This window comes from Caproicibacterium amylolyticum, from assembly GCF_014467055.1.
Lineage (GTDB): Bacteria > Bacillota > Clostridia > Oscillospirales > Acutalibacteraceae > Caproicibacterium > Caproicibacterium amylolyticum.
The window spans coordinates 1,951,541-1,970,847 of the sequence record NZ_CP060696.1; the positions used below are offsets into that span (position 1 = coordinate 1,951,541).

Sequence of the window (19,307 nt, forward strand, 5' to 3'; positions counted from 1 at the left end):
ATTATGTAATCTGTTACATGTAGTTTTATTTTGGCACATAAATCTACTGGAGGCCATTAAAAATGATGGAAACACAAAAAATTGTTGCCGAAGCTAAAATGCTGGGCAAATTCTCGCTGACGGTCGGTGACAAAACCATCACCTGCCAGAAGCACCGCCCAACGCTGGTCTGGCTGCTGCTTGAAATTCTAATATACACCCGCCGCAGTCCTCTCTCTGTTGAAGAACTAATGAAGGTGCTGTGGGACCACAGTTCCGGCAGCTCTGACCCAATGAATGCACTGAAAAATCTGGTTTACCGTACCCGCGACCTGCTGCAGGAATCCTTTGGGGATGAGGGCGGCCGCTTTATCCTGTTCTACGGTGACACTTACTGCTGGAATCCCACACTGGAAACCCACACCGATGTTGACCGCTTTAACCGCCTGTGCAGAACAATCGAAGAAGCCAAATCTGCTTCTGAAAAGATTCAGCTGTGCACAGAAACGATTCATCTCTACGCGGGCGCTTTTTTGGAGGGTACCGAACACTCTCAGTGGGCGCAGGATACACGATTGGAGCTGGAGGACCGCTTTGCACAGTGCATTGCGTCCCGCTGCGAAGCAATGGAGCAGATGAACCACACGGAAAACTTGCCTGAATTCTGTCTGGAAAATCTCAAAAAGGCTCCGCTGAATATTAAACTGCACCGCTTAACGCTTTTCTGTTACTTGAAAGCAGAACGCTTTGCAGAAGCACTTTCACACTATAACAGCACTACCTCTCTGTTCTTTCAGGAAAAAGGGACTGACGTTGCACCGGAACTGCGCGACCTTTACCGCCTGATTACCAAGAACTTTCGCCACGCCCAAATGGATATTTCCTTTGTACGTGAGGAACTGCAGGAGGCTGCTGACATTCAAAACGCTTACTTTTGTGATTTTGAGGCTTTCCGCAACCTTTACCGAGTGGAAGCACGCGCCTGTGCGCGCAGCCATGAGCCCGCCACCATTGTACTGCTGACACTGGCCATGGCGGATGGCTCCATTCCCGATGACGGCAGTGTTATTCGTGAGCAGAATGTACTGAAATCTGCTACAATTTCTTCTCTGCGCGGCGGTGATATGGTAACTGCTTACAGTGACACGCAGTTCCTGATTTTATTGCCGCAGGCAAATATTAAGAACTCTGAAAAAGCGGTAAAACGCATTATGACCAACTACCACAAAGTTTGCCGCAACAAAGATTTACGCATCATGTACAAATTTCTGCCAGTTGAAGTACCGGCACCACTGGACAGTTCCGACAGAAAAGCACCTGGAGAAAGCGGTGAAGACTACGGCGACACTTTTTAAGCCTTATTCGGCACTTGGTGCCGTTGTAGTTGGCAACGTTTCTTTCGGAGAGGACTGCTCTGTATGGTACAATGCAGTCGTGCGTGCGGACAGTGCGCCGATTTCAATCGGCAGCCGCACCAATATTCAGGACTGCTGTGTGTTGCACGTTGACAGCAACTCTCCCCTAAAAATTGGGAATGATGTAACGATTGGTCACAGTGCGGTTCTGCACGGATGCACAGTAGGCGATAACACATTGATTGGCATGGGTGCCATCGTGCTCAACGGTGCTGTAATCGGAAAGGATTCCATCGTTGCCGCCGGTTCTTTGGTACCACAGGAACACATTTTCCCCGACCGGGTTCTGCTAATGGGTTCCCCCGCAAAGGTCAAGCGCGAGCTGACACCCGAAGAAATACAGGAAAACCGCCAGAACGCAGCACTTTATGTGGAAGAGGCAAAAAAGCAATTTTAATAAAAACTACTTTTCATGCAGCTATGTCGGTTTTCCCCATGCCTAGTGGCTTTGTGAGAAATAACTGTGAATAAGTTTTTTGAGCATTAATAAAAAGCAGATACCATTTGTAAACGGTATCTGCTTTTTATATTTTGAAGTTTTCTTAAGCATCCTCGTAAGTATGCAGAATATCTTCTGCAATATCCAAACGTGGGACACGCTGATCCATTGCCTGCTTTTCAATATAGCGATGTGCTTCCTGCTCTGTCAAATGCCGGTACTGCACCAGTGCACACTTTGCACGTCCAACCAGCTGCAGCTCATGAATTTTTTTCTGCAGCTTCTGATTTTCCTTCTGCAGTGCTTCCAAACGGCGTCCCGCTGCAGCCGCAATCCGCATGGATTGGTACAACAACATTCGGTTAATGGGCTTTTGTGCTACAATCACACCCGAAGCCTCGACCTTTGCGGAAACCGTTTCGTACAGCTCCGCTTTTACGACCAGCACAACACCCGCTTTTGTCTTTTCAGCCAAATCAGTTGCCAGTTCATGCCCAAACTCATCTTTCAGCGGTGCATTGATAATAACCAGTTCGTAGTCATGCTGCATCACTGTGCGGCGCGCTTCACCGCCGGTTGCCGCACTGCTGAGCGACTTGACCGCATGAGTCCCCAGAAAATCCAGAAAATATTTTTGGCTTTTTTCCGTACTGGAAACAACTAAGACCTGTTCCAACCCTCATCACCAGCTTTTCTCAGGATTTCGGTTTCCTTATACGGTCAGAAAATATTCGCGGCGCTCAAACTCCTGCCCGTTGCCGGAGGTTCGGTAGCGCTCCCATTCCCTGCGTTTCTGACCAAAGTAGCTGACCCGTAGTTTTTCGGGTACATAAGTCTGCACAAATTTACTGCGTTCCGCTGTCTGCAGAGCTTCATCCAGATTGCCCGGCAGATGCTCCAAATTAGAAGTTTCTTCCTCACTGGCCTCAAAAAGATTGCGGTTGTCCGGCGCGCAAAGCGGCAATTTTTCACGAACACCTTCCAAGCCAGCCCACAGCAGCAGTGCAAACGCAAGATGCGGATTACAGGCTGGGTCGGTGCTGCGAAGTTCCATGCGGCCATGCCCCGGATTCGGCGCCGCAGGGATGCGAATCAGCTGAGAACGATTCTGATGCGACCACGTTACATATTTGGGTGCTTCAAAACGTCCAAACCGCTCATAAGAATTCGTAAGCGGGTTTAAAAACAATGTGATTTCCGAAACGCGCCGCAAGATTCCCGCCATAAAGCTTTCCGCCACCGCATTGTGCTTTCCGTTGTCCACCTGAAACAGATTTTCGCCGTCCTGTGTCAAAGACATATTCACGTGCAGGCTGCTGCCGCTGTAACCCGGCAGCGGCTTCGGCATAAAGGATGCATACAAGCCACTGCCCTCCGCAATCGACTTGACTGCACCCTTAAAGGCAACAAAATTATCCGCGGCAGTCAAAATATCACTGTAGCGGAAGTCAATTTCGTTCTGCCCCGGCCCCTGCTCGTGCCGGCTGGTTTCCGGACGCAGTCCCATTGCCTCCAGTGCAAGACAGATTTCACGACGAACATTTTCACACTTGTCGCGCGGTGCAGTATCACAGTAGGTGCCATAGTCGTACGGCTCCAAAGTCGGCTCCCCATTTTCATCCGTTTTGAACAGATAAAATTCGCAGGCTGTACCAACTTTACAGGAAAGTCCCATCTGCTTTGCTTCACGCACAGCCGCTTTCAGCAATGCCCGACAGTCCCCCTCAAACGGCTGACCGTCCGGATATTTGACATCACAGAAAAGACGCACCACCTGCCCGTGTGACGGGCGCCAGGGCATGACAGTAAAGGTACCGGGGTCCGGCACCAAAAACAGGTCGGACTCCACTTCATTCATAAAGCCGCGCACAAAGCTGGCATCAAACCCAACCCCTGTGTCAAAGGCACGGTCCAGTTCGCAGGGCATTACCGCCACATTTTTCTGCATTCCGTGAATATCACAAAATGCAAGGCGGATAAATTTTACGTCATTATCCTCCACATACTGCATAACTTCACTGCGTGTATAATTCATTGCGGCACCTCCTAGGTTTTTTATTGAATAGGTCTATTATAACATGAAAGCATTTACTCTGAACAGCGGCAGATATTCCTGACTTTGAAGATGGATTTTGCATTTCACAATCAAAGCCGCAGGCAGCAAAATGCTGACCGCGGCTTGAAAAAGCAAGCGCTTAGTTTCTGGTGTAAAGTGCCTTGTAGGGGTTCGCTGTATCCGGTGTCAGCACGAAAAAATGTGCAGAAAGAATTTCTTCCATATTTTCACCGAATTTTTCGCAGAATTCCTGCAGCAGCGGCTTAATCTCCGCTAAATCCTCCTCAGAAGCATCCACTGCCTTTACCTGCTGCGGCAAGTCCGCCGGAAGCATATCGGTACGTAAAAACATTTTGCCGCCGTGCATACCGGTACCGCAGAAGTTTCCAACCAGTGGACGGTTGCCTTCTTTATGCAGACCAAGCAGGATAATAATGCCGCCCGCCTGGTATTCGCCCAAAAAGCTGCCCGCACAGCCGCCAACCACCAGCTTCGGCTGTTTTTCTTTGTAGGCTTTCATGTGAATGCCCGCACGGTAGCCAATGCTGCCCTTGACAAAAATTCTGCCGCCACGCATTGCATAGCCTGTGGCATCGCCGGAACTACCATAAATCGTGATGGTACCCTCATTCATGGTGTCTCCAGTGGCATCCTGTGCATTGCCGTGCACATCGATATCACAGCCATCCTGATACGCACCGAGCGCGTTGCCGGGCGTGCCGTGAATAACAATATGCTTGCCGGAAAGACCAGCGCCGATGTAGCGCTGCCCAATGCAGTTGTCAATTTCAATTTCCGTATCCGGTGTATTGCGCACAGCCGTGTTCAGTTCTTGGAAATGCATATCTCCTGCTGTAATTTTCATTGCTCAGGCATCCCCTTTCTTTGCACCGGCCAGCTTTGCTTTGCGCTCAGTTTTGGCAAAAGCCATCAGCTGCGGATGCTGCTTAATCAGATCAAAGTCAATGGTGTCCAGCGGTGTTTTTTCCCGAATCAAAGAAGTGTAAATGCCAGCGCGCTTAATGTCACCAATCAGAATCATGCCCTTAAGCAGATTCTCCTTAGTAATCAGTTTTTTGTAAACACCGGGTGCGTGTGTTACATAAGCTTCGCCGTCGTAGCTGCCGGCAGTAATGATATGCAGGTTGAAAAAGCCAATCGCATTCATCGGCATTGCTTTATCATACAGCTCACTGCCGCCTGCCATATTTGCACCAGCCACCAGCCCCTGCATATGTGCGTTGGGCAGCAGTGCCAAAATGCGGTCTGCATCTGTTGTAATATCGTGACTCTTGGCACAATCACCCGCCGCGTAAATATCCGGCACGGAAGTTACGCAAGTGTCGTCGGTGCAGATACCGCGGTTTACTTCACAGCCGGCCTGCTCTGCCAGTTCCACATTTGGACGAACACCGACCGCAACCACCAGCACATCAAAGCCCAGCACACGACCGCTTTTCAGCGTGGCAGTGTCCGCAGTAAACTGCGCGACACTATCGGAAAGGTAAAAGCTCACATTGTGTTTTTCAATGTGTTCCTGCATCATTGCAGAGCCTTCCTCATCCAGAATACTGGGCAGAATGCGGTCTGCCATATCCACAACATCAATGTGCCCAACGCGCTCGGAAATACCCTCCGCACACTTCAGACCAATCAGGCCCGCGCCGATAATCAGCACACGGCTTTCCGGTTTCAGTACCTTTTCCAGTGCTTTCGCGGAATCCAGTGTCATAAAGGTAAACTGATTCTTTACTAAATCCATGCCTGCCATCGGCGGCACAAACGGATTGCTGCCAGTCGCCAGCATCAATTTATCATAAGGCAAAACTGTACCATCATCCATCACAACGGTTTTCGCAGCGCTGTCCACTTTTTCCGCGCGGTGTCCGATATAGGTTTTTACACCATTTTTTTCGTAAAAATCATCAGGGCGGTACTTCATGCGTTTCTCATCCGTTCTGCCAAGCAGCAGATACGAAATCAGTGGGCGGGAATAAACGGAATACGGCTCATCCCCAACAATCGTGATGCTGCCGGTTTTATCCTGGCTGCGGATACCCTCCACACAGCCAACGGCGGCGATGGAGTTGCCAATAATGACATAATTCATAGCTGCTTTACCCCCTGTCCTCATAAACAATCGCCTGATTTGGGCAGCCGGTCACGCAGGCCGGTTCTCCGCAGGCGTTCTTCATACACAGTTCACACTTCTGTATCACACGGCCGTCTTCCGCAGGCATCACACAGCCGTAGGGACACACCAGCACACAGGTGTAACAGCCAACGCACTTATCTGTATCGACGCGGATAATTCCGTCATCAATGGACAGTGCGCCGGTAATACAGCTTTTTACACAGAGCGGATCTTCACAGTGGCGGCAAGCAACAGCAAAATTCACGCTGTCCCCTTCTTCCACCTGAATGCGCGGACTGATTTTTTTATCTTTGAGTGCTGTCGGCATATACGTTTCGCCGGAATTGGCAAACGCACAGTTATATTCGCAAAGATGACAGCCTAAGCACCATTCCTCATTGACATAGACACGTTTCATCATGACACCTCATAAAGCGCTTATCTAAATTGTTTATTCGTGGTTTTTCCCTGCCCATACAGCAAAAGTTTCGCCCGCCTTTTCAAAGGCGGTGAGTGTGGGCGAAGCCCACGGTCTTATCCCCTGACCGTAAAGCCCTTAGTATCAAAAAGAAGTAACAGCAGCGTTTCTCTGCGGCGGCGAAACCATGCCGCAAGGTCAAGGCCTTGGGAGCCTGACTTGCAGGCTCCCAAACCCGCGAGCGCTTCTTAGGATACTAAGGACAAAAGTCGTGGCGGGCTTCGCCCCCACACCCCCAGTCGCTTTCTATGAAAGCGACTGAAAGCAACTGCTGGGCGGGCTGGCGAAACCTTTACTGTAAGGGTGTTTATTCCCCTGCGTGCTTAATGCCCAGAATCTCCAGTTCCTTTTCAGTCAGACCGATTCCACGCAGCATCAGGCGGTTGCCTTTCAGGGCTTCAATGGAGTTAATACCCATACCGCCCATCATTTCCATAATCTCATGCTGCCATGCGCTGACAAGGTTCACCAAGCGCTGGTAGCCAATATTTGGGTTTAAACGCTTTACAAGGTCGGGGCGCTGGGTGGCAATGCCCCAGTTGCACTTGCCGGTTTGGCAGCTGCGGCACAGATGGCAGCCGAGCGCCATCAGCGCGGCTGATGCAATATACACGGCGTCCGCACCCAGTGCGATTGCCTTTACAACGTCTGCCGCATTGCGGATGGAGCCGCCGACAACGATTGAAACGTTGTTGCGAATGCCCTCTTCGCGCAGACGGCGGTCAACGCTTGCCAGCGCAAGCTCAATCGGAATACCTACGTTGTCACGAATGCGAGTCGGTGCGGCACCGGTGCCGCCGCGGAAACCGTCGATTGCGATAATATCCGCACCGCTGCGTGCAATGCCGCTGGCGATTGCCGCCACGTTATGTACGGCTGCAATCTTTACGATAACCGGCTTTTGATATGCGGTTGCTTCTTTCAACGAATATACCAGTTGGCGCAGATCTTCAATGGAATAAATATCATGATGCGGTGCCGGAGAAATTGCATCACTGCCCTCCGGAATCATACGGGTGCGGGCAACGTCGCCCACGCTCTTGGTACCCGGCAGATGGCCGCCGATACCCGGCTTAGCGCCCTGCCCCATTTTGATTTCAATGGCGGCACCGGTATCCAGATAGCCCTTGTGTACGCCGAAACGACCTGAAGCGACCTGAACAATGGTATGCGGGCCGTACTGGTAAAAGTCCTTATGCAGGCCGCCCTCGCCGGTGTTATAGTAAGTGCCAAGTTCCGTTGCCGCGCGGGCAAGGCTCGCGTGTGCGTTGTAGCTGATGGAGCCATAGCTCATAGCGGAGAACATAATCGGAACATTCAGTTTGAGCTGCGGCGGCGTATTGATTTTCAGCGTGCCGTCCGCGTTGCGTTCCACGTGCTCCGGCTTTTTGCCGAGGTAAACACGGGTTTCCATCGGCTCACGCAGCGGGTCAATGGACGGGTTGGTAACCTGCGAAGCATTAATGAGCATTTTGTCCCAGTAAACCGGGAAGTCATTGGGATTGCCCATGGAGGAAAGCAGCATGCCGCCGGACTCCGCCTGCCGATAAATTTCGGTAATTGCCTGCATGCTCCAGTTTTTATTGAGTTTGAATGTATCTTCATTTTTTACGATTTTCAGCGCGTGTGTCGGGCAAAGAGAAACGCAGCGGTGGCAGTTTACACATTTGCTTTCGTCACTGCGCATTAAGCCCAGTTCCGGGTCATAGGTGTGCACTTCATTTGCACACTGCCGCTCGCATACGCGGCAGGCGATGCACCGCTGCGGGTCGCGCAGAACTTCGTATTCCGGTACAATGTAATTGATAGCCATATCAGAATTCCACCCCTTCGTTGAGTCTGAAAATCAATGGTTCCCCGCCGTTTGGCGACCAAATGCGGTCAAGCTCCGGCTGGATGCGGCGAATTGCACTTTCTTCACTTGCCACATACACAGTTTCGCCCTTTTCCGCTGCAACCATAGAGCGCAGCTTCAGGCGGTCGTTCAGCGCCATCATGCCACCGGAGAAACCCAACAGAATGGAGAACGGTCCGGTTATCAGCATACTTGCAAAAGTATTGCGCAGATAGGTCATCTGGCTGCGCTTGGGCTCCGGCATGGTTTCGATCGTGCTCCAGAACGGCGCCGCAATTACGCCGGCAACCTCCTCCAGCGTCAGACCTTGACGGCGGTTCAGGTAATCCACAATATAGGTGATCGCTTCAGTATCTGTCATCAGGTTGCAGCTGTAACCGTACATTTCCACACTGCGGCGGTTTGCGTCGTAGGAGGAAATCTCACCGTTATGTACGATGGAATAGTCCAGCAGTGCAAACGGATGCGCGCCGCCCCACCAGCCGGGGGTATTTGTCGGGTAACGGCCGTGTGCTGTCCAGCAGTAGCCTTCGTATTCTTCCAGCTTGTAAAAGCGTCCTACATCTTCGGGGTAGCCAACCGCCTTGAAAACGCCCATATTTTTACCGGAAGAAAACACATAAGCGCCGTCAATGTGTGCGTTGATTTTCATTACACAGCGCATAACATATTCGCGCTCGTCCAGCTGTGCATCGTGCAGTTTGCGCGGCAGCGGATAAACGAAGTAGCGCCAAATGAGCGGGGCATCAGTAATGCCAGGGGTCTGGCGGGTAGGAATCTTAGAAAGACTTTCCACCTCAAAGTGGCGGGAAAGAAAATCTTCTACTGTTTCACGCACCGCGGCGTTGTCATAAAAAACATGAAATGCGTATGCATCCTTGTGCTCCGGATAAATTCCGTACCCAGCAAAACCGCCGCCTAAGCCGTTGCTGCGGTCATGCATGACCGTAATGGAATCAATCATGCTTTCGCCGCTAACGCGTCTGCCGTCTTTGCAGAACAATCCTGCAATCGCGCAGCCGGAGGGAATGTGGTACTGGCCTTCTTTTTGCATGATGAGTGCCTCCCTGTAGTCTTTTAAAAAGAAAGTTAAAATGGAATTGAGTAAATAAAATAATGTTATTTGCAAAAAAATTGTTCATTAAACGGAATTTACAGAAAAATCCCGCCTAATGAACATCTTTGTTCGCTGGTTTTTATTATACGCATATATATTGTTTAAGTCAACGATTTTCGCCGAATTTTGCATGATTTTTTTAAGTCCTTGCAAATTCATCAATTTTTGAGCACTAGCACCGTTCAAAATGTACAGTTCTGACGGTTTTCTTATCTTTCGCTTCAAAATATGAATTTTTTATTGACAAGCGAAGCACACGGGCATATAATGCAAAGTATAAGTAGCAAAGGCGCTGCGGTTTTAAACCGCTGCGCCTTTTTTTATTATTTTTTAAAGTTTTGCAAATTCATGCAACTTGGAGGTATCAAGTTATGGCGACAGCATCAGTTCCGGAAATTTTCGGCAGCATGGTCTTTGATGACCGCACCATGCAGGAACGGCTCCCGCGCGAAACCTATAAAGCGCTGGAAAAGACCATTCAGGAGGGAAAAAGTCTGGATCCCACCATTGCCAACACCGTTGCCAGTGCTATGCGTGACTGGGCCTTGGAAAACGGCTGCACACACTTCACACACTGGTTCCAGCCAATGACCGGCATCACCGCTGAAAAGCACGACAGCTTCATTTCACCTGCCGGCGATGGCTCCGTAATGATGGAATTCTCCGGCAAAGAACTGGTTCGCGGCGAACCTGACGCAAGCTCCTTCCCCTCCGGCGGCCTGCGTGCCACTTTTGAAGCCCGTGGCTATACTGCTTGGGACCCCACCAGTTATGCATTCATTAAAGATAAGACTTTGTGCATTCCCACCATCTTCTGCTCCTACACCGGAGAAGCGCTAGACAAAAAGACCCCGCTTCTGCGCTCTATGGAAGCACTGAACAAACAGGCCATGCGTATTCTGAAGTTGTTTGGCAATGAAGATGTGCACAGCGTACGCACAACCGTCGGCCCGGAGCAGGAATATTTCCTGATTGACCGTGACCTGTACAACGAGCGTGAAGACCTTGTTCTGACCGGCCGCACCCTATTTGGTGCACGCCCGCCGCGCGGTCAGGAGCTTGAAGACCATTACTTTGGTGCCATCAAGCCGAAGGTTGCTGCTTTTATGCGTGACCTCGATGAGGAGCTTTGGAAACTCGGTGTTCTCGCCAAAACAGAACACAATGAAGTTGCTCCCGCACAGCATGAACTTGCCCCGATTTTTAACAATACCAACATGGCAGCCGACCACAACCAGCTTACCATGGAAGTTATGAAAAAAGTTGCGGAGCGCCATGGAATGTACTGCCTGCTGCACGAAAAGCCGTTTGACGGCGTAAACGGCTCCGGCAAGCACAACAACTGGTCCATTTCTACCGACACCGGCACCAACCTGCTGGAGCCGGGCGATTCCCCGATGGAAAACGCACAGTTCCTGCTGTTTCTGGTTGCGGTCATCAAAGCCGTGGATGAATATCAGGATTTACTGCGCATCTCCGTTGCAAGCCCCGGAAATGACCACCGCCTTGGCGCGAATGAAGCACCTCCGGCAATCCTCAGCATCTTTGTTGGTGATGAACTCAATGAAATTCTGGAGTGCCTGGAAAAAGGTAAACCCTACAGCCAGAAAGACAAGGAAATTCTGAAAGTCGGTGTACATACGCTGCCCCGCTTCCCGAAAGACAGCACAGACCGCAATCGCACTTCCCCGTTTGCCTTTACCGGCAACAAGTTTGAGTTCCGTATGCTGGGCTCCGCTCTGTCCATCTCCGGCCCAAATATTGTGCTTAACACAATCGTTGCTGAGGAGCTGGAGGGCTTTGCCGACAAACTGGAAAAGAGCACAAACTTTAAGAAAGACCTTGACACCCTTGTGAAAAAGACTATTAAGGAGCACAAACGCATCATCTTTAACGGCGACGGCTACACAGACGAATGGGTTGCAGAAGCTGAAAAGCGCGGTCTGCTGAACCTGAAAACAACGGTTGATGCCATGCCGCTTTTCCTCGACAAGAAGAATGTGAAACTCTTTACTAAGCACCGCATTTTTACAGAAACAGAAATCAATTCCCGCTATGAAATCAACATGGAGAATTACAGCAAAACAATTAACATTGAGGCACTGACCATGATTGATATGGTAAACAAACAGATTCTTCCTGCAGTTGAAAAGTATGTGGATGACCTGAGCCTTGCTTTCTCTCATAAGAAAGCACTGAATCCCAACATGAACTGCCATATGGAATATGAACGTGTAACAGACCTCAGTGAATTGAGCGCAAAAGTTTATGATGAGGCGGCTGAATTGAAAAACGCAGTGGAAAGTGCCGCTTCCATTACTGATTTTGAAGCAAACGCACGCGCCTACAAAGACTTGGTTGTTCCGGCAATGGAAACTTTGCGTACCGATGCTGATAAAATGGAGACCATAACCGGCGTTTCCTACTGGCCGTTCCCAACTTACTCTGATTTGATCTACCATGTCTAATCAGATTTTTGAAAGTCTCTGAATTTTCAGTTCAAACTTACTTCCTATGTGATATTATGGGATAAAAGCATGGCGGTTTTGCCCTGTACCAAAATAGTTCGCTAATATCATATTGCTGCCAACAAAAAACACCTCCTGCAGGTTTCAGCCTGTAAGAGGTGTTTTTTATGGTCAATTAAAAACTAAAATGTTCGCATAGTTGTAAAGGGGAAAAATCGTACCGCGACCTTGCCAATAATGTTGGAAGTACTGACTGCGCCAATTTGCCGGCTGTCAGTGGAATGGTTTCTGTTGTCTCCCATTAGAAAAACTCTGCCCTGTGGAACTGTCATATCCACATCAGCACCTTCCCACGACTGTTCTTTGATATAATCCTCGGTCAGCTTTTGGCCATTTAACGTAACTGAGCCGTTGTACACAGTAATGTGATCCCCTGCAACCGCAATTACACGCTTAATCAGATTTTCCTGCAGAATGTTTTTATTGTTGACCACTACAATATCCCCATGCTGCGGCTGATAATTCAATTCCCAAAGCATCACCATGTCACCGTCCTGGCAGGTGTTCTGCATACTGATGCCAATCACCCGGCTGGGGCGCGCAACAAAGTTGCAAAAAAGCAGCGTTGCCGCAATCGTCAAAACAATGGGCAGAATCCAGGAACGCGGATTTTCTTTTTTTACAGACTTTTTGTTTTTCTGTTCTGCGGTGGGGTCCTCTGGGCTCTGTTCACAGCCTTGGCCGCTTCCCTTTGATTCTTCCATGCACCTTTCCCTCCCTGTTGTGACAGTTTCAACAACTTTAAAATGTGCTGAACTGATTAAACGGATAGACACGCAGAGCCACTTTCCCTAAAACATCGGCGCACTTAACCGGACCAATCACGCGGCTGTCTGCAGAGTTGTTTCGATTGTCACCCATAAGAAAGACCTGCCCCTGCGGAACTGTCAAATCTACATTTGCACCATTCCACTGTTGCTCCTTGATATAGGCTTCTGTTAACTTCTTTCCATTTAACGTAACTGTTCCGTTTGACACAACAATATGGTCGCCGCCAACTGCAATCACGCGCTTAATTAGATTTTCCTGCAGCGCATTTTTGCTATTTGGAATTACAACGTCCCCGCGCTGCGGCTGATAGCCCAACTTCCAAATAAAAACGAAGTCATTGTTGTGAAACGTATTTTGCATACTGTCACCCACCACATAAGCAGGCTGCGCCACAAATGCACAAAACAGCAGTGCTGCCGCAAAGGTGATTACCATCTGCAGAATCCACGTCCACGGGCTGGATTTTTTGATTTTCTGGTCTGTTCCGGTTCCCTGTGCTGCTTCCAGCTCATCCGAATCATAATCCGCGCCGAACTTTTCTACATTACCGTCCACTTTCATCCTCCTGCCAGCCGCTGATTTCTAAATACTGTGTCAAAAACTTAGACTTAGAATGTACCGAATTTATCAAACGGATAAACACGAAGAACCACTTTGCCCGCTATGCTGGAACAACTGATTGGGCCAACCACGCGACTGTCCGTAGAGTTGTTCCGGTTGTCACCCATTAAAAACACCTGCCCCTGTGGAACGGTCAAGTCCACGTTGGTGCCGTCCCACTGCTGCTCTTTAATATAAGCTTCTGTCAGCTTTTTGCCGTTGCGCGTAACCGTTCCGTTTGACACCACAATGTGGTCACCACTAACACCAATCACGCGCTTAATCAGGTCTTCACGTTTGTCGGCAGCAATGGCAATATTATTGGCAATGACAACATCTCCAAACTGCGGTTGGTAACCCAGCTTCCAGATAAACACAAAGTCGTTGTTTTGAAACGTGTTCTGCATACTGAAACCTATCACATAGCGCGGCTGCGCAACAAAGGCACAAAACAACAGTGCTGCTGCAAAGGTAATCACCATGGTTAAAATCCAGGAAAGCGGGCCGTCCTTTTTCTTTTCCTGTTTTTCCGCCGCAGGCTGCTGTGCTTCCGGTACAGTTGTTTCTAAAGCAGCATCCGCATTAGGGGCTGCCGATGTTTCTTTGATTTCTGGTTCCATTTTAACCTCCTGCAGCACTTGACTGCACTGCTATGAATTATTTGCGGCGAAAAACATTTGCCACAAGCGTTACTTCACTCTTGCGCGGAACAATCAGCCAAACCGGATTGGTATGTGTAAAAATGCAGAAAATAATCAGGCTGCAAATGCCCTGTACCATCATTGAAAGGCTGGTTGCCACCGCAACGCCGTTGTAACTCATTAGCGGAATCAGGCTGATTGTGGCAATAATATTTACTACAATGCCCAGTGCCGTCGGCAGAATATTCAGTTCCGGTCGGCCATAAGCGGAAATCGAGTTCGACAGAACCTTTGCAAATGAAACAAAAATGGAACCGATAATCAAGAATTTCAACGGAGTAAGTGAATCCACATATTTGGGGAAAATAATCGGCACAAAAATATTAGCAAGCCAGACAATTAAAAACGCACAGACAACGGTAATGTACATCACAATTTTGCAGGAAAGCTGCGTAATACGCACTTTGTCGTTATTGTCTTTCATAGAAGCAACACGGCTGGTAATGACCACACCGACTGCCTCCGGCAGAATCCAGACCTGCCGCATAATGGTGAAGGCCGTGTTGTAAATACCGAAAGTGCTCAGGTCATACACGCCCTGAATAATGTAATTCCCAATATAGGAGTTAATATAAGTCATCAGGTTACTGGCGTAGGCTTTCAAACCATACTTAAAAATTGGTTTGGCCGGAACAATGATGTCGTCCTCGGGTGCCGGTTCCTCCGGTGCACCGTTCCAGCGGCGTGCACAGAAATACGCCAAAACAATCATTGCCATGGAAATACCGATGGAAGCACCGGTCAACAGCGCCGCTCTCGGCCAAATCAGCGTTAGTGCAGAGAATACCGTTATTAAAATACGTTGAATCAAATTAATCATGTTGTAGGACTTAAACTTATTTTCACCACGCAGTACAGCTGTTAAAATATTGAACAGGAAGGAACAGCCACTGTAAATGACGATGCAAAGCCCATACTCCCACGGTGTTTCCTTAAAGAAATCCGTTGCGTTGAACATCACCAGTAGTATCGCAGCGGAAACCGCAATCAGAAAAATTCCAACGCCAAGCGTCAGCTTTTTAATGGCACCTTTTGTGTTTTTAAATTTATAACGTGCCACATAGTAAATAATTGCGCTGTTCAGGCTGAAACCCAAACAGGTAAAGAATCCTTCACCCCAGGTCTGTACCTGATTATACAGACCCTTTTCAAATGGGGGCATTTTATTCAGGATAACCAGTGACGCAATTAGGCCCATAACCGAGCCAAAAGCATTGGTACCAAATGTGCTCAGTGTATCCCGCACCATAGAAGAACGCTGCGGCTTCTGCTTCTGTTTCATTTGCATCTCCCAATTCTTCCGGCGGCGAATTTGCCGCCTTAGCGTAATTAAACAAGTTATTATAGCATTAATTTATGAACAGAACAAGGCATATGGAAATATCCTATACAGAATTTTGCAGACATTTCATATTTTTCAAATAAAATAAATGGACGGTTACTTTCCGCTGCTTTTTTAGGAAGCGACAGAAAACCAGGAAAGGGCATTGGGTACATTAAAAAAGCGCCGCCCATTTGGGCAGCGCTCCTTCCAACTATCAATGGCGGCTGGCTGCTTCGTACTGAAACGCAGCGTTGAGAATTACATCTTCACAACCTGCGTTACCAATTAACTGCATCCCAACGGGCATTCCGCTTTCATCTGTACCGCAGGGTACGCTTAGAGCCGGCAGGCCAACAATATTCACCGGCACGGTGCAGATATCCGTCTGGTACGTTTCCACAGCATCCTGACCTGAAAAGCCCTGCGGGAACGCAGTCATCGGCACAGTCGGCGCCAACAGCAAATCGCACTTTTCAAACGCGGACTGGAATGCGCGGCGAATCTTGCGGCGCAGCAGCTGTGCCTTTTTATAGTAAGCATCATAGTATCCGGCACTGAGCACATAGGTTCCCAGCAGGATGCGGTGCTTTACTTCTTTGCCGAAACCGGCGCTGCGGGTTTTTTCAATCATGTCGTTCACTCCGGTATAGTGCTCCGCTTTCATGCCGTAGCGAATGCCGTCATACCGGCCGAGATTGGAGGAAGCCTCCGCACAGGCAAGAATATAATATACCGGCAGAGCATACTTGATTTCCGGAATGGAAATCGGCACAAGTTCAGCACCAAGCGCTTTATAGACCTCCCCGGCTTTGTCCAGTGCCGTCTGCACACTCTCACGCAGGCCGTCGAAGTATTCCGCCGGGATACCGATTTTCTTACCCTTCAGGCTGTTCTGCAAAGCTGAAAGTGCACTGCAGTGTGCACCGGTGCAGGTGCTGTCACGCGGGTCTTTCTTCGCAATCACATCAAAGAGCCGTGCGGCATCCTCCACGCAGGTGGTCAGCGGCCCGATTTGGTCAAAAGAACTGGCATACGCAATTAAGCCGAAGCGGGAAACCGCGCCGTAAGTCGGCTTCAAACCCACAATTCCGCAGAAAGAGGCAGGCTGGCGAATGGAACCGCCGGTGTCGCTACCGATTCCGTAAGCTGCAAGGCCGCCCGCCACTGCGCTTGCCGCGCCGCCGGAAGATCCACCTGCCACTTTGGAAGTATCATGCGGATTTTTCGCGCCGCCATGACAGCTAGTTTCACAGCTGGAACCCATAGCGAACTCGTCCATATTGCATTTGCCCAGCAAAACCGCACCCTGCTCCTGCAGATTCTGCCACACTGCCGCATCATACACCGGTTTGTAGCCTTCCAAAATTTTGGAGCAGCAGTCTGTTTCCAGACCTTTGGTGCTGATGTTGGCTTTCAGCGTCATGGGTACGCCCTCGACCGGGCCGAGTGCCTCCCCGCGGGCAAGCTTTTCATCCACCTTTTTTGCCGCTGCAAGCGCAGTATCCGCAGTTACGCAGGTGTAAGCGTTAAGTTCGCCGTTCTTCTGTTCAATCTTATCCAAATACTGCTGTGTCAGTTCTGTGCAGGTACATTCTTTATCCGTCAGTTTTTTCTGTAACTTCTGAATCGTGCTGAAAGATTCCATGGCTCCTCCTTATGCGTGCTGCTTTACAACAAAACTGCTGCCGTCCGTATCCTCTGCGTTGGCAAGGACTTCGTCACAGGTAAGACCCGGCTGCACAACATCCTCGCGCAGCACGTTTTCCAGACCGTTAATGTCTGAATACGCCTCATCCTGCGCACTTACAGAAGCAATGGTATCCGCAAAAGAAATGATTTCATTCATATCCTTTGTCAAACCGTCCAGCTCGGAATCCTCTACTTCCAGCTTTGCAAGCTTCGCAATCTTTAAAATATCCTCATGGGTAACCACGGCGGTTCCTCCTTATCTCAGCTTAATGTGTACTTCACGCAGCTGTTCTTCTGTGACCTCGCTCGGGGAGCCCATCATGACGTCCTGTGCATTGGAGTTCATCGGGAACGCAATGACTTCGCGGATGTTTTCTTCGCCGGTCAGCAGCATGACCATGCGGTCAATGCCCGGTGCCATGCCGGCATGCGGCGGCGCACCATACTGGAACGCGTGGTACAGGGAAGTGAATTTCGTTTTCAGATCTTCCTCTGTATAGCCCGCAATCTCAAAGGCTTTCTTCATGATTTCAAGGTCATGGTTGCGGACAGCGCCGGAAGAAAGCTCCACACCGTCGCAGACAATGTCATACTGATACGCCAGTACATCCTCCGGCGATTTGTTCAGCAGCGCGTCCATACCACCCTGCGGCATAGAGAACGGATTGTGTGTAAAGATGTATTTGCCGGTTTCCTCGTCGATTTCAAACATCGGGAAGTCCACAATAAAGCACAGTTCAAAGCGGCTTTCATCAATCAGGTTCAGCCGGCGGCCAAGTTCTGTGCGAATCTGCCCTGCCAGCTGCGGTGCAAAAGCTTTGTCATCTGCAATGAAGAAAATGACACTGCCCTTTTCCAGTTTGCCGCGGCGGACAAGCTCCGCACGCTGCTCTTCCGTCAGGAATTTATCGATTGGGCCTTTGTAGGTGCCGTCGTCCAGCACTTCAATGTAGCCCAAGCCTTTCATGCCGATAGACTCGGCAAACTTCAGCATATTTTCAAAGAAAGAGCGCGGCTGCTTCACGCAGTCCGGCACGCTGATGCCGCGCACGCATCTGCCGCGGAACGGCTTAAAGTCCGTTTCTACAAACAAATCAGAAAGTTCCACGATTTCCAGCGGGTTGCGCAGGTCCGGTTTGTCTGTGCCGTACTTCAGCATGCTTTCCGCAAACGGAATCCGGCGGAAGGGTGCAGGTGAAACCGTTTTTCCACCGCCGAATTTCTTAAAAGTATCTCCAATCACCTTTTCTGCCACAGCAAAAACATCGTCCTGCGTGGCAAAGGACATTTCAAAGTCCATCTGGTAAAATTCACCCGGAGAGCGGTCGGCGCGGGCATCCTCGTCGCGGAAGCAGGGTGCCACCTGGAAATACCGGTCAAAGCCGGACACCATGAGCAGCTGTTTAAAAATCTGCGGTGCCTGCGGCAGCGCATAAAACTTTCCTTTGTGTTTGCGGCTGGGAATCAGATAATCGCGTGCACCCTCTGGGGAGGAAGCACTCAGAATCGGCGTCTGAATCTCCAAGAATCCCATCTCGGTCATTTGCTGACGGAGATAGGAGATAATATTACTGCGCAAAACGATATTATTGTGGACTTTGGGGTTTCGTAAATCGAGGTAACGATATTTCAGGCGTACGTCCTCTTTGGTCTCTTTGCTGGTAACTACCTCAAACGGCAGTGCGGCGCGGCATTTGCCCAGCACTTCCAGAAAAGCTGCTTCCACTTCCACAGTGCCGGTGGCGATTTTCGGGTTCACAGTGTCCTCATCGCGCAGAATCACTTTGCCTGAAATCGTCACAGTGCATTCTTTGTTCACGTTTTCCAGCAGCGTTTCGTCATGCACCACAACCTGCAGCACGCCGTATTGGTCGCGCAGGTCAAGGAACTTAACGCCGCCGTGGTCGCGGATGTTTTCCACCCATCCGGCCACGCGAACCTCCTTGTCAATGTCAGCTTCACTGATTTCGCCGCAGGATTTAGTTCGGTACTTGTTCATACAGATCATTTCAATTCCCCTTTGTCTACAATAATGAACTATAAAGCGTATCCTTTGCATGCCGCCGATTTCAGAAATGCACAAAAGGACGACTTTACAGAATTAAAGTATATCATCTATTCCGGCATTTTACAAGAGTGCTTTCGCGCTTCCCTCCTTATAAAGTTAAAGTATAGGAACCGCCGAAATACTCTGCCGCATACACTGGCAATCGTTTTGTAC

Annotated in this window: 18 protein-coding genes; 3 read left to right on the plus strand and 15 right to left on the minus strand. The window is 49.6% G+C overall.

The genetic code is table 11. The features are described 5' to 3' along the window. Window positions 1-62: 62 nt before the first annotated feature. On the plus strand, window positions 63-1,334 hold the full coding sequence (locus H6X83_RS09365) for an AfsR/SARP family transcriptional regulator (RefSeq protein ID WP_212506226.1): 1,272 nt from the start codon (window positions 63-65) through the stop codon (window positions 1,332-1,334). After that, complete coding sequence (locus tag H6X83_RS09370; RefSeq protein WP_212506227.1) at window positions 1,309-1,791, plus strand: gamma carbonic anhydrase family protein; 483 nt, start codon at window positions 1,309-1,311, stop codon at window positions 1,789-1,791. Before H6X83_RS09365 ends, H6X83_RS09370 begins: the two co-directional genes overlap by 26 nt. A 145-nt stretch (window positions 1,792-1,936) precedes the next feature. Here the strand turns inward: H6X83_RS09370 and H6X83_RS09375 are convergent, their stop codons facing one another. From H6X83_RS09375 to H6X83_RS09405, 7 genes are all read right to left on the minus strand, one after another. Beyond that, window positions 1,937-2,509 (minus strand): ANTAR domain-containing response regulator, encoded by a 573-nt coding sequence (locus tag H6X83_RS09375; RefSeq protein ID WP_212506228.1) that lies wholly within the window; start codon window positions 2,507-2,509, stop codon window positions 1,937-1,939. A 36-nt stretch (window positions 2,510-2,545) separates the two neighbouring features. Then, on the minus strand, window positions 2,546-3,868 hold the full coding sequence (locus H6X83_RS09380) for a glutamine synthetase family protein (RefSeq protein WP_212506229.1): 1,323 nt from the start codon (window positions 3,866-3,868) through the stop codon (window positions 2,546-2,548). Window positions 3,869-4,028: 160 nt separating this feature from the next. Continuing rightward, window positions 4,029-4,754, minus strand: coding sequence for a GltB/FmdC/FwdC-like GXGXG domain-containing protein (locus H6X83_RS09385; protein ID WP_212506230.1), 726 nt, complete (start codon window positions 4,752-4,754; stop codon window positions 4,029-4,031). Between the two features lie 3 nt (window positions 4,755-4,757). After that, a complete protein-coding gene (locus H6X83_RS09390; RefSeq protein ID WP_212506231.1) occupies window positions 4,758-5,999 on the minus strand; it encodes an NAD(P)/FAD-dependent oxidoreductase in 1,242 nt (413 codons plus the stop codon). Window positions 6,000-6,006: 7 nt separating this feature from the next. Continuing rightward, complete coding sequence (locus H6X83_RS09395) at window positions 6,007-6,441, minus strand: 4Fe-4S dicluster domain-containing protein (protein WP_212506232.1); 435 nt, start codon at window positions 6,439-6,441, stop codon at window positions 6,007-6,009. Between the two features lie 367 nt (window positions 6,442-6,808). Beyond that, window positions 6,809-8,314, minus strand: coding sequence for a glutamate synthase-related protein (locus H6X83_RS09400; RefSeq protein ID WP_212506233.1), 1,506 nt, complete (start codon window positions 8,312-8,314; stop codon window positions 6,809-6,811). 1 nt (window position 8,315) lies between these two features. Further along, window positions 8,316-9,410 (minus strand): class II glutamine amidotransferase, encoded by a 1,095-nt coding sequence (locus H6X83_RS09405; RefSeq protein ID WP_212506234.1) that lies wholly within the window; start codon window positions 9,408-9,410, stop codon window positions 8,316-8,318. Between the two features lie 434 nt (window positions 9,411-9,844). On the opposite strand from H6X83_RS09405, the gene H6X83_RS09410 reads away from it, so the two are divergent. Then, a complete protein-coding gene (locus H6X83_RS09410; RefSeq protein WP_212506235.1) occupies window positions 9,845-11,941 on the plus strand; it encodes a glutamine synthetase III family protein in 2,097 nt (698 codons plus the stop codon). A 182-nt stretch (window positions 11,942-12,123) separates the two neighbouring features. Here the strand turns inward: H6X83_RS09410 and lepB (H6X83_RS09415) are convergent, their stop codons facing one another. The 8 genes from lepB (H6X83_RS09415) to aspS are packed head-to-tail and all read right to left on the minus strand — an operon-like array spanning window position 12,124 to window position 19,094. Then, complete coding sequence (gene lepB, locus H6X83_RS09415) at window positions 12,124-12,705, minus strand: signal peptidase I (protein ID WP_212506236.1); 582 nt, start codon at window positions 12,703-12,705, stop codon at window positions 12,124-12,126. 37 nt (window positions 12,706-12,742) lie between these two features. Then, window positions 12,743-13,327, minus strand: coding sequence for a signal peptidase I (lepB, locus tag H6X83_RS09420; protein ID WP_212506237.1), 585 nt, complete (start codon window positions 13,325-13,327; stop codon window positions 12,743-12,745). A gap of 53 nt (window positions 13,328-13,380) precedes the next feature. Further along, window positions 13,381-13,992, minus strand: coding sequence for a signal peptidase I (lepB, locus tag H6X83_RS09425; RefSeq protein WP_212506238.1), 612 nt, complete (start codon window positions 13,990-13,992; stop codon window positions 13,381-13,383). A 37-nt stretch (window positions 13,993-14,029) separates the two neighbouring features. Beyond that, complete coding sequence (locus tag H6X83_RS09430) at window positions 14,030-15,355, minus strand: lipopolysaccharide biosynthesis protein (RefSeq protein ID WP_212506239.1); 1,326 nt, start codon at window positions 15,353-15,355, stop codon at window positions 14,030-14,032. A 59-nt stretch (window positions 15,356-15,414) separates the two neighbouring features. Beyond that, the gene (locus H6X83_RS09435; protein WP_212506241.1) at window positions 15,415-15,588 is read right to left on the minus strand and encodes a hypothetical protein; all 174 of its coding nucleotides are present in this window, start codon (window positions 15,586-15,588) and stop codon (window positions 15,415-15,417) included. Between the two features lie 23 nt (window positions 15,589-15,611). Continuing rightward, entirely contained in the window at window positions 15,612-17,042 is a 1,431-nt protein-coding gene (gatA, locus tag H6X83_RS09440; protein ID WP_212506242.1) for an Asp-tRNA(Asn)/Glu-tRNA(Gln) amidotransferase subunit GatA, read from the minus strand. Window positions 17,043-17,051: 9 nt separating this feature from the next. Next, window positions 17,052-17,330 carry an Asp-tRNA(Asn)/Glu-tRNA(Gln) amidotransferase subunit GatC gene (gene gatC / locus H6X83_RS09445; RefSeq protein ID WP_212506243.1) on the minus strand — a complete coding sequence of 93 codons (279 nt, stop codon included), beginning with the start codon at window positions 17,328-17,330 and terminating at the stop codon, window positions 17,052-17,054. 12 nt (window positions 17,331-17,342) lie between these two features. After that, complete coding sequence (aspS, locus tag H6X83_RS09450; RefSeq protein WP_212506244.1) at window positions 17,343-19,094, minus strand: aspartate--tRNA ligase; 1,752 nt, start codon at window positions 19,092-19,094, stop codon at window positions 17,343-17,345. Window positions 19,095-19,307: the final 213 nt, after the last annotated feature.

Coding starts and splice junctions, on each gene's coding strand:
- H6X83_RS09365 (WP_212506226.1), top strand. CDS start 63: ATGATGGAAACACAAAAAATTGTTGCCGAAGCTAAAATGCTGGGCAAA.
- H6X83_RS09380 (WP_212506229.1), bottom strand. CDS start 3,868: ATGAATTATACACGCAGTGAAGTTATGCAGTATGTGGAGGATAATGAC.
- H6X83_RS09385 (WP_212506230.1), bottom strand. CDS start 4,754: ATGAAAATTACAGCAGGAGATATGCATTTCCAAGAACTGAACACGGCT.
- H6X83_RS09390 (WP_212506231.1), bottom strand. CDS start 5,999: ATGAATTATGTCATTATTGGCAACTCCATCGCCGCCGTTGGCTGTGTG.
- H6X83_RS09395 (WP_212506232.1), bottom strand. CDS start 6,441: ATGAAACGTGTCTATGTCAATGAGGAATGGTGCTTAGGCTGTCATCTT.
- H6X83_RS09400 (WP_212506233.1), bottom strand. CDS start 8,314: ATGGCTATCAATTACATTGTACCGGAATACGAAGTTCTGCGCGACCCG.
- H6X83_RS09405 (WP_212506234.1), bottom strand. CDS start 9,410: ATGCAAAAAGAAGGCCAGTACCACATTCCCTCCGGCTGCGCGATTGCA.
- H6X83_RS09410 (WP_212506235.1), top strand. CDS start 9,845: ATGGCGACAGCATCAGTTCCGGAAATTTTCGGCAGCATGGTCTTTGAT.
- lepB (WP_212506236.1), bottom strand. CDS start 12,705: ATGGAAGAATCAAAGGGAAGCGGCCAAGGCTGTGAACAGAGCCCAGAG.
- lepB (WP_212506238.1), bottom strand. CDS start 13,992: ATGGAACCAGAAATCAAAGAAACATCGGCAGCCCCTAATGCGGATGCT.
- H6X83_RS09430 (WP_212506239.1), bottom strand. CDS start 15,355: ATGAAACAGAAGCAGAAGCCGCAGCGTTCTTCTATGGTGCGGGATACA.
- H6X83_RS09435 (WP_212506241.1), bottom strand. CDS start 15,588: ATGGGCGGCGCTTTTTTAATGTACCCAATGCCCTTTCCTGGTTTTCTG.
- gatA (WP_212506242.1), bottom strand. CDS start 17,042: ATGGAATCTTTCAGCACGATTCAGAAGTTACAGAAAAAACTGACGGAT.
- aspS (WP_212506244.1), bottom strand. CDS start 19,094: ATGATCTGTATGAACAAGTACCGAACTAAATCCTGCGGCGAAATCAGT.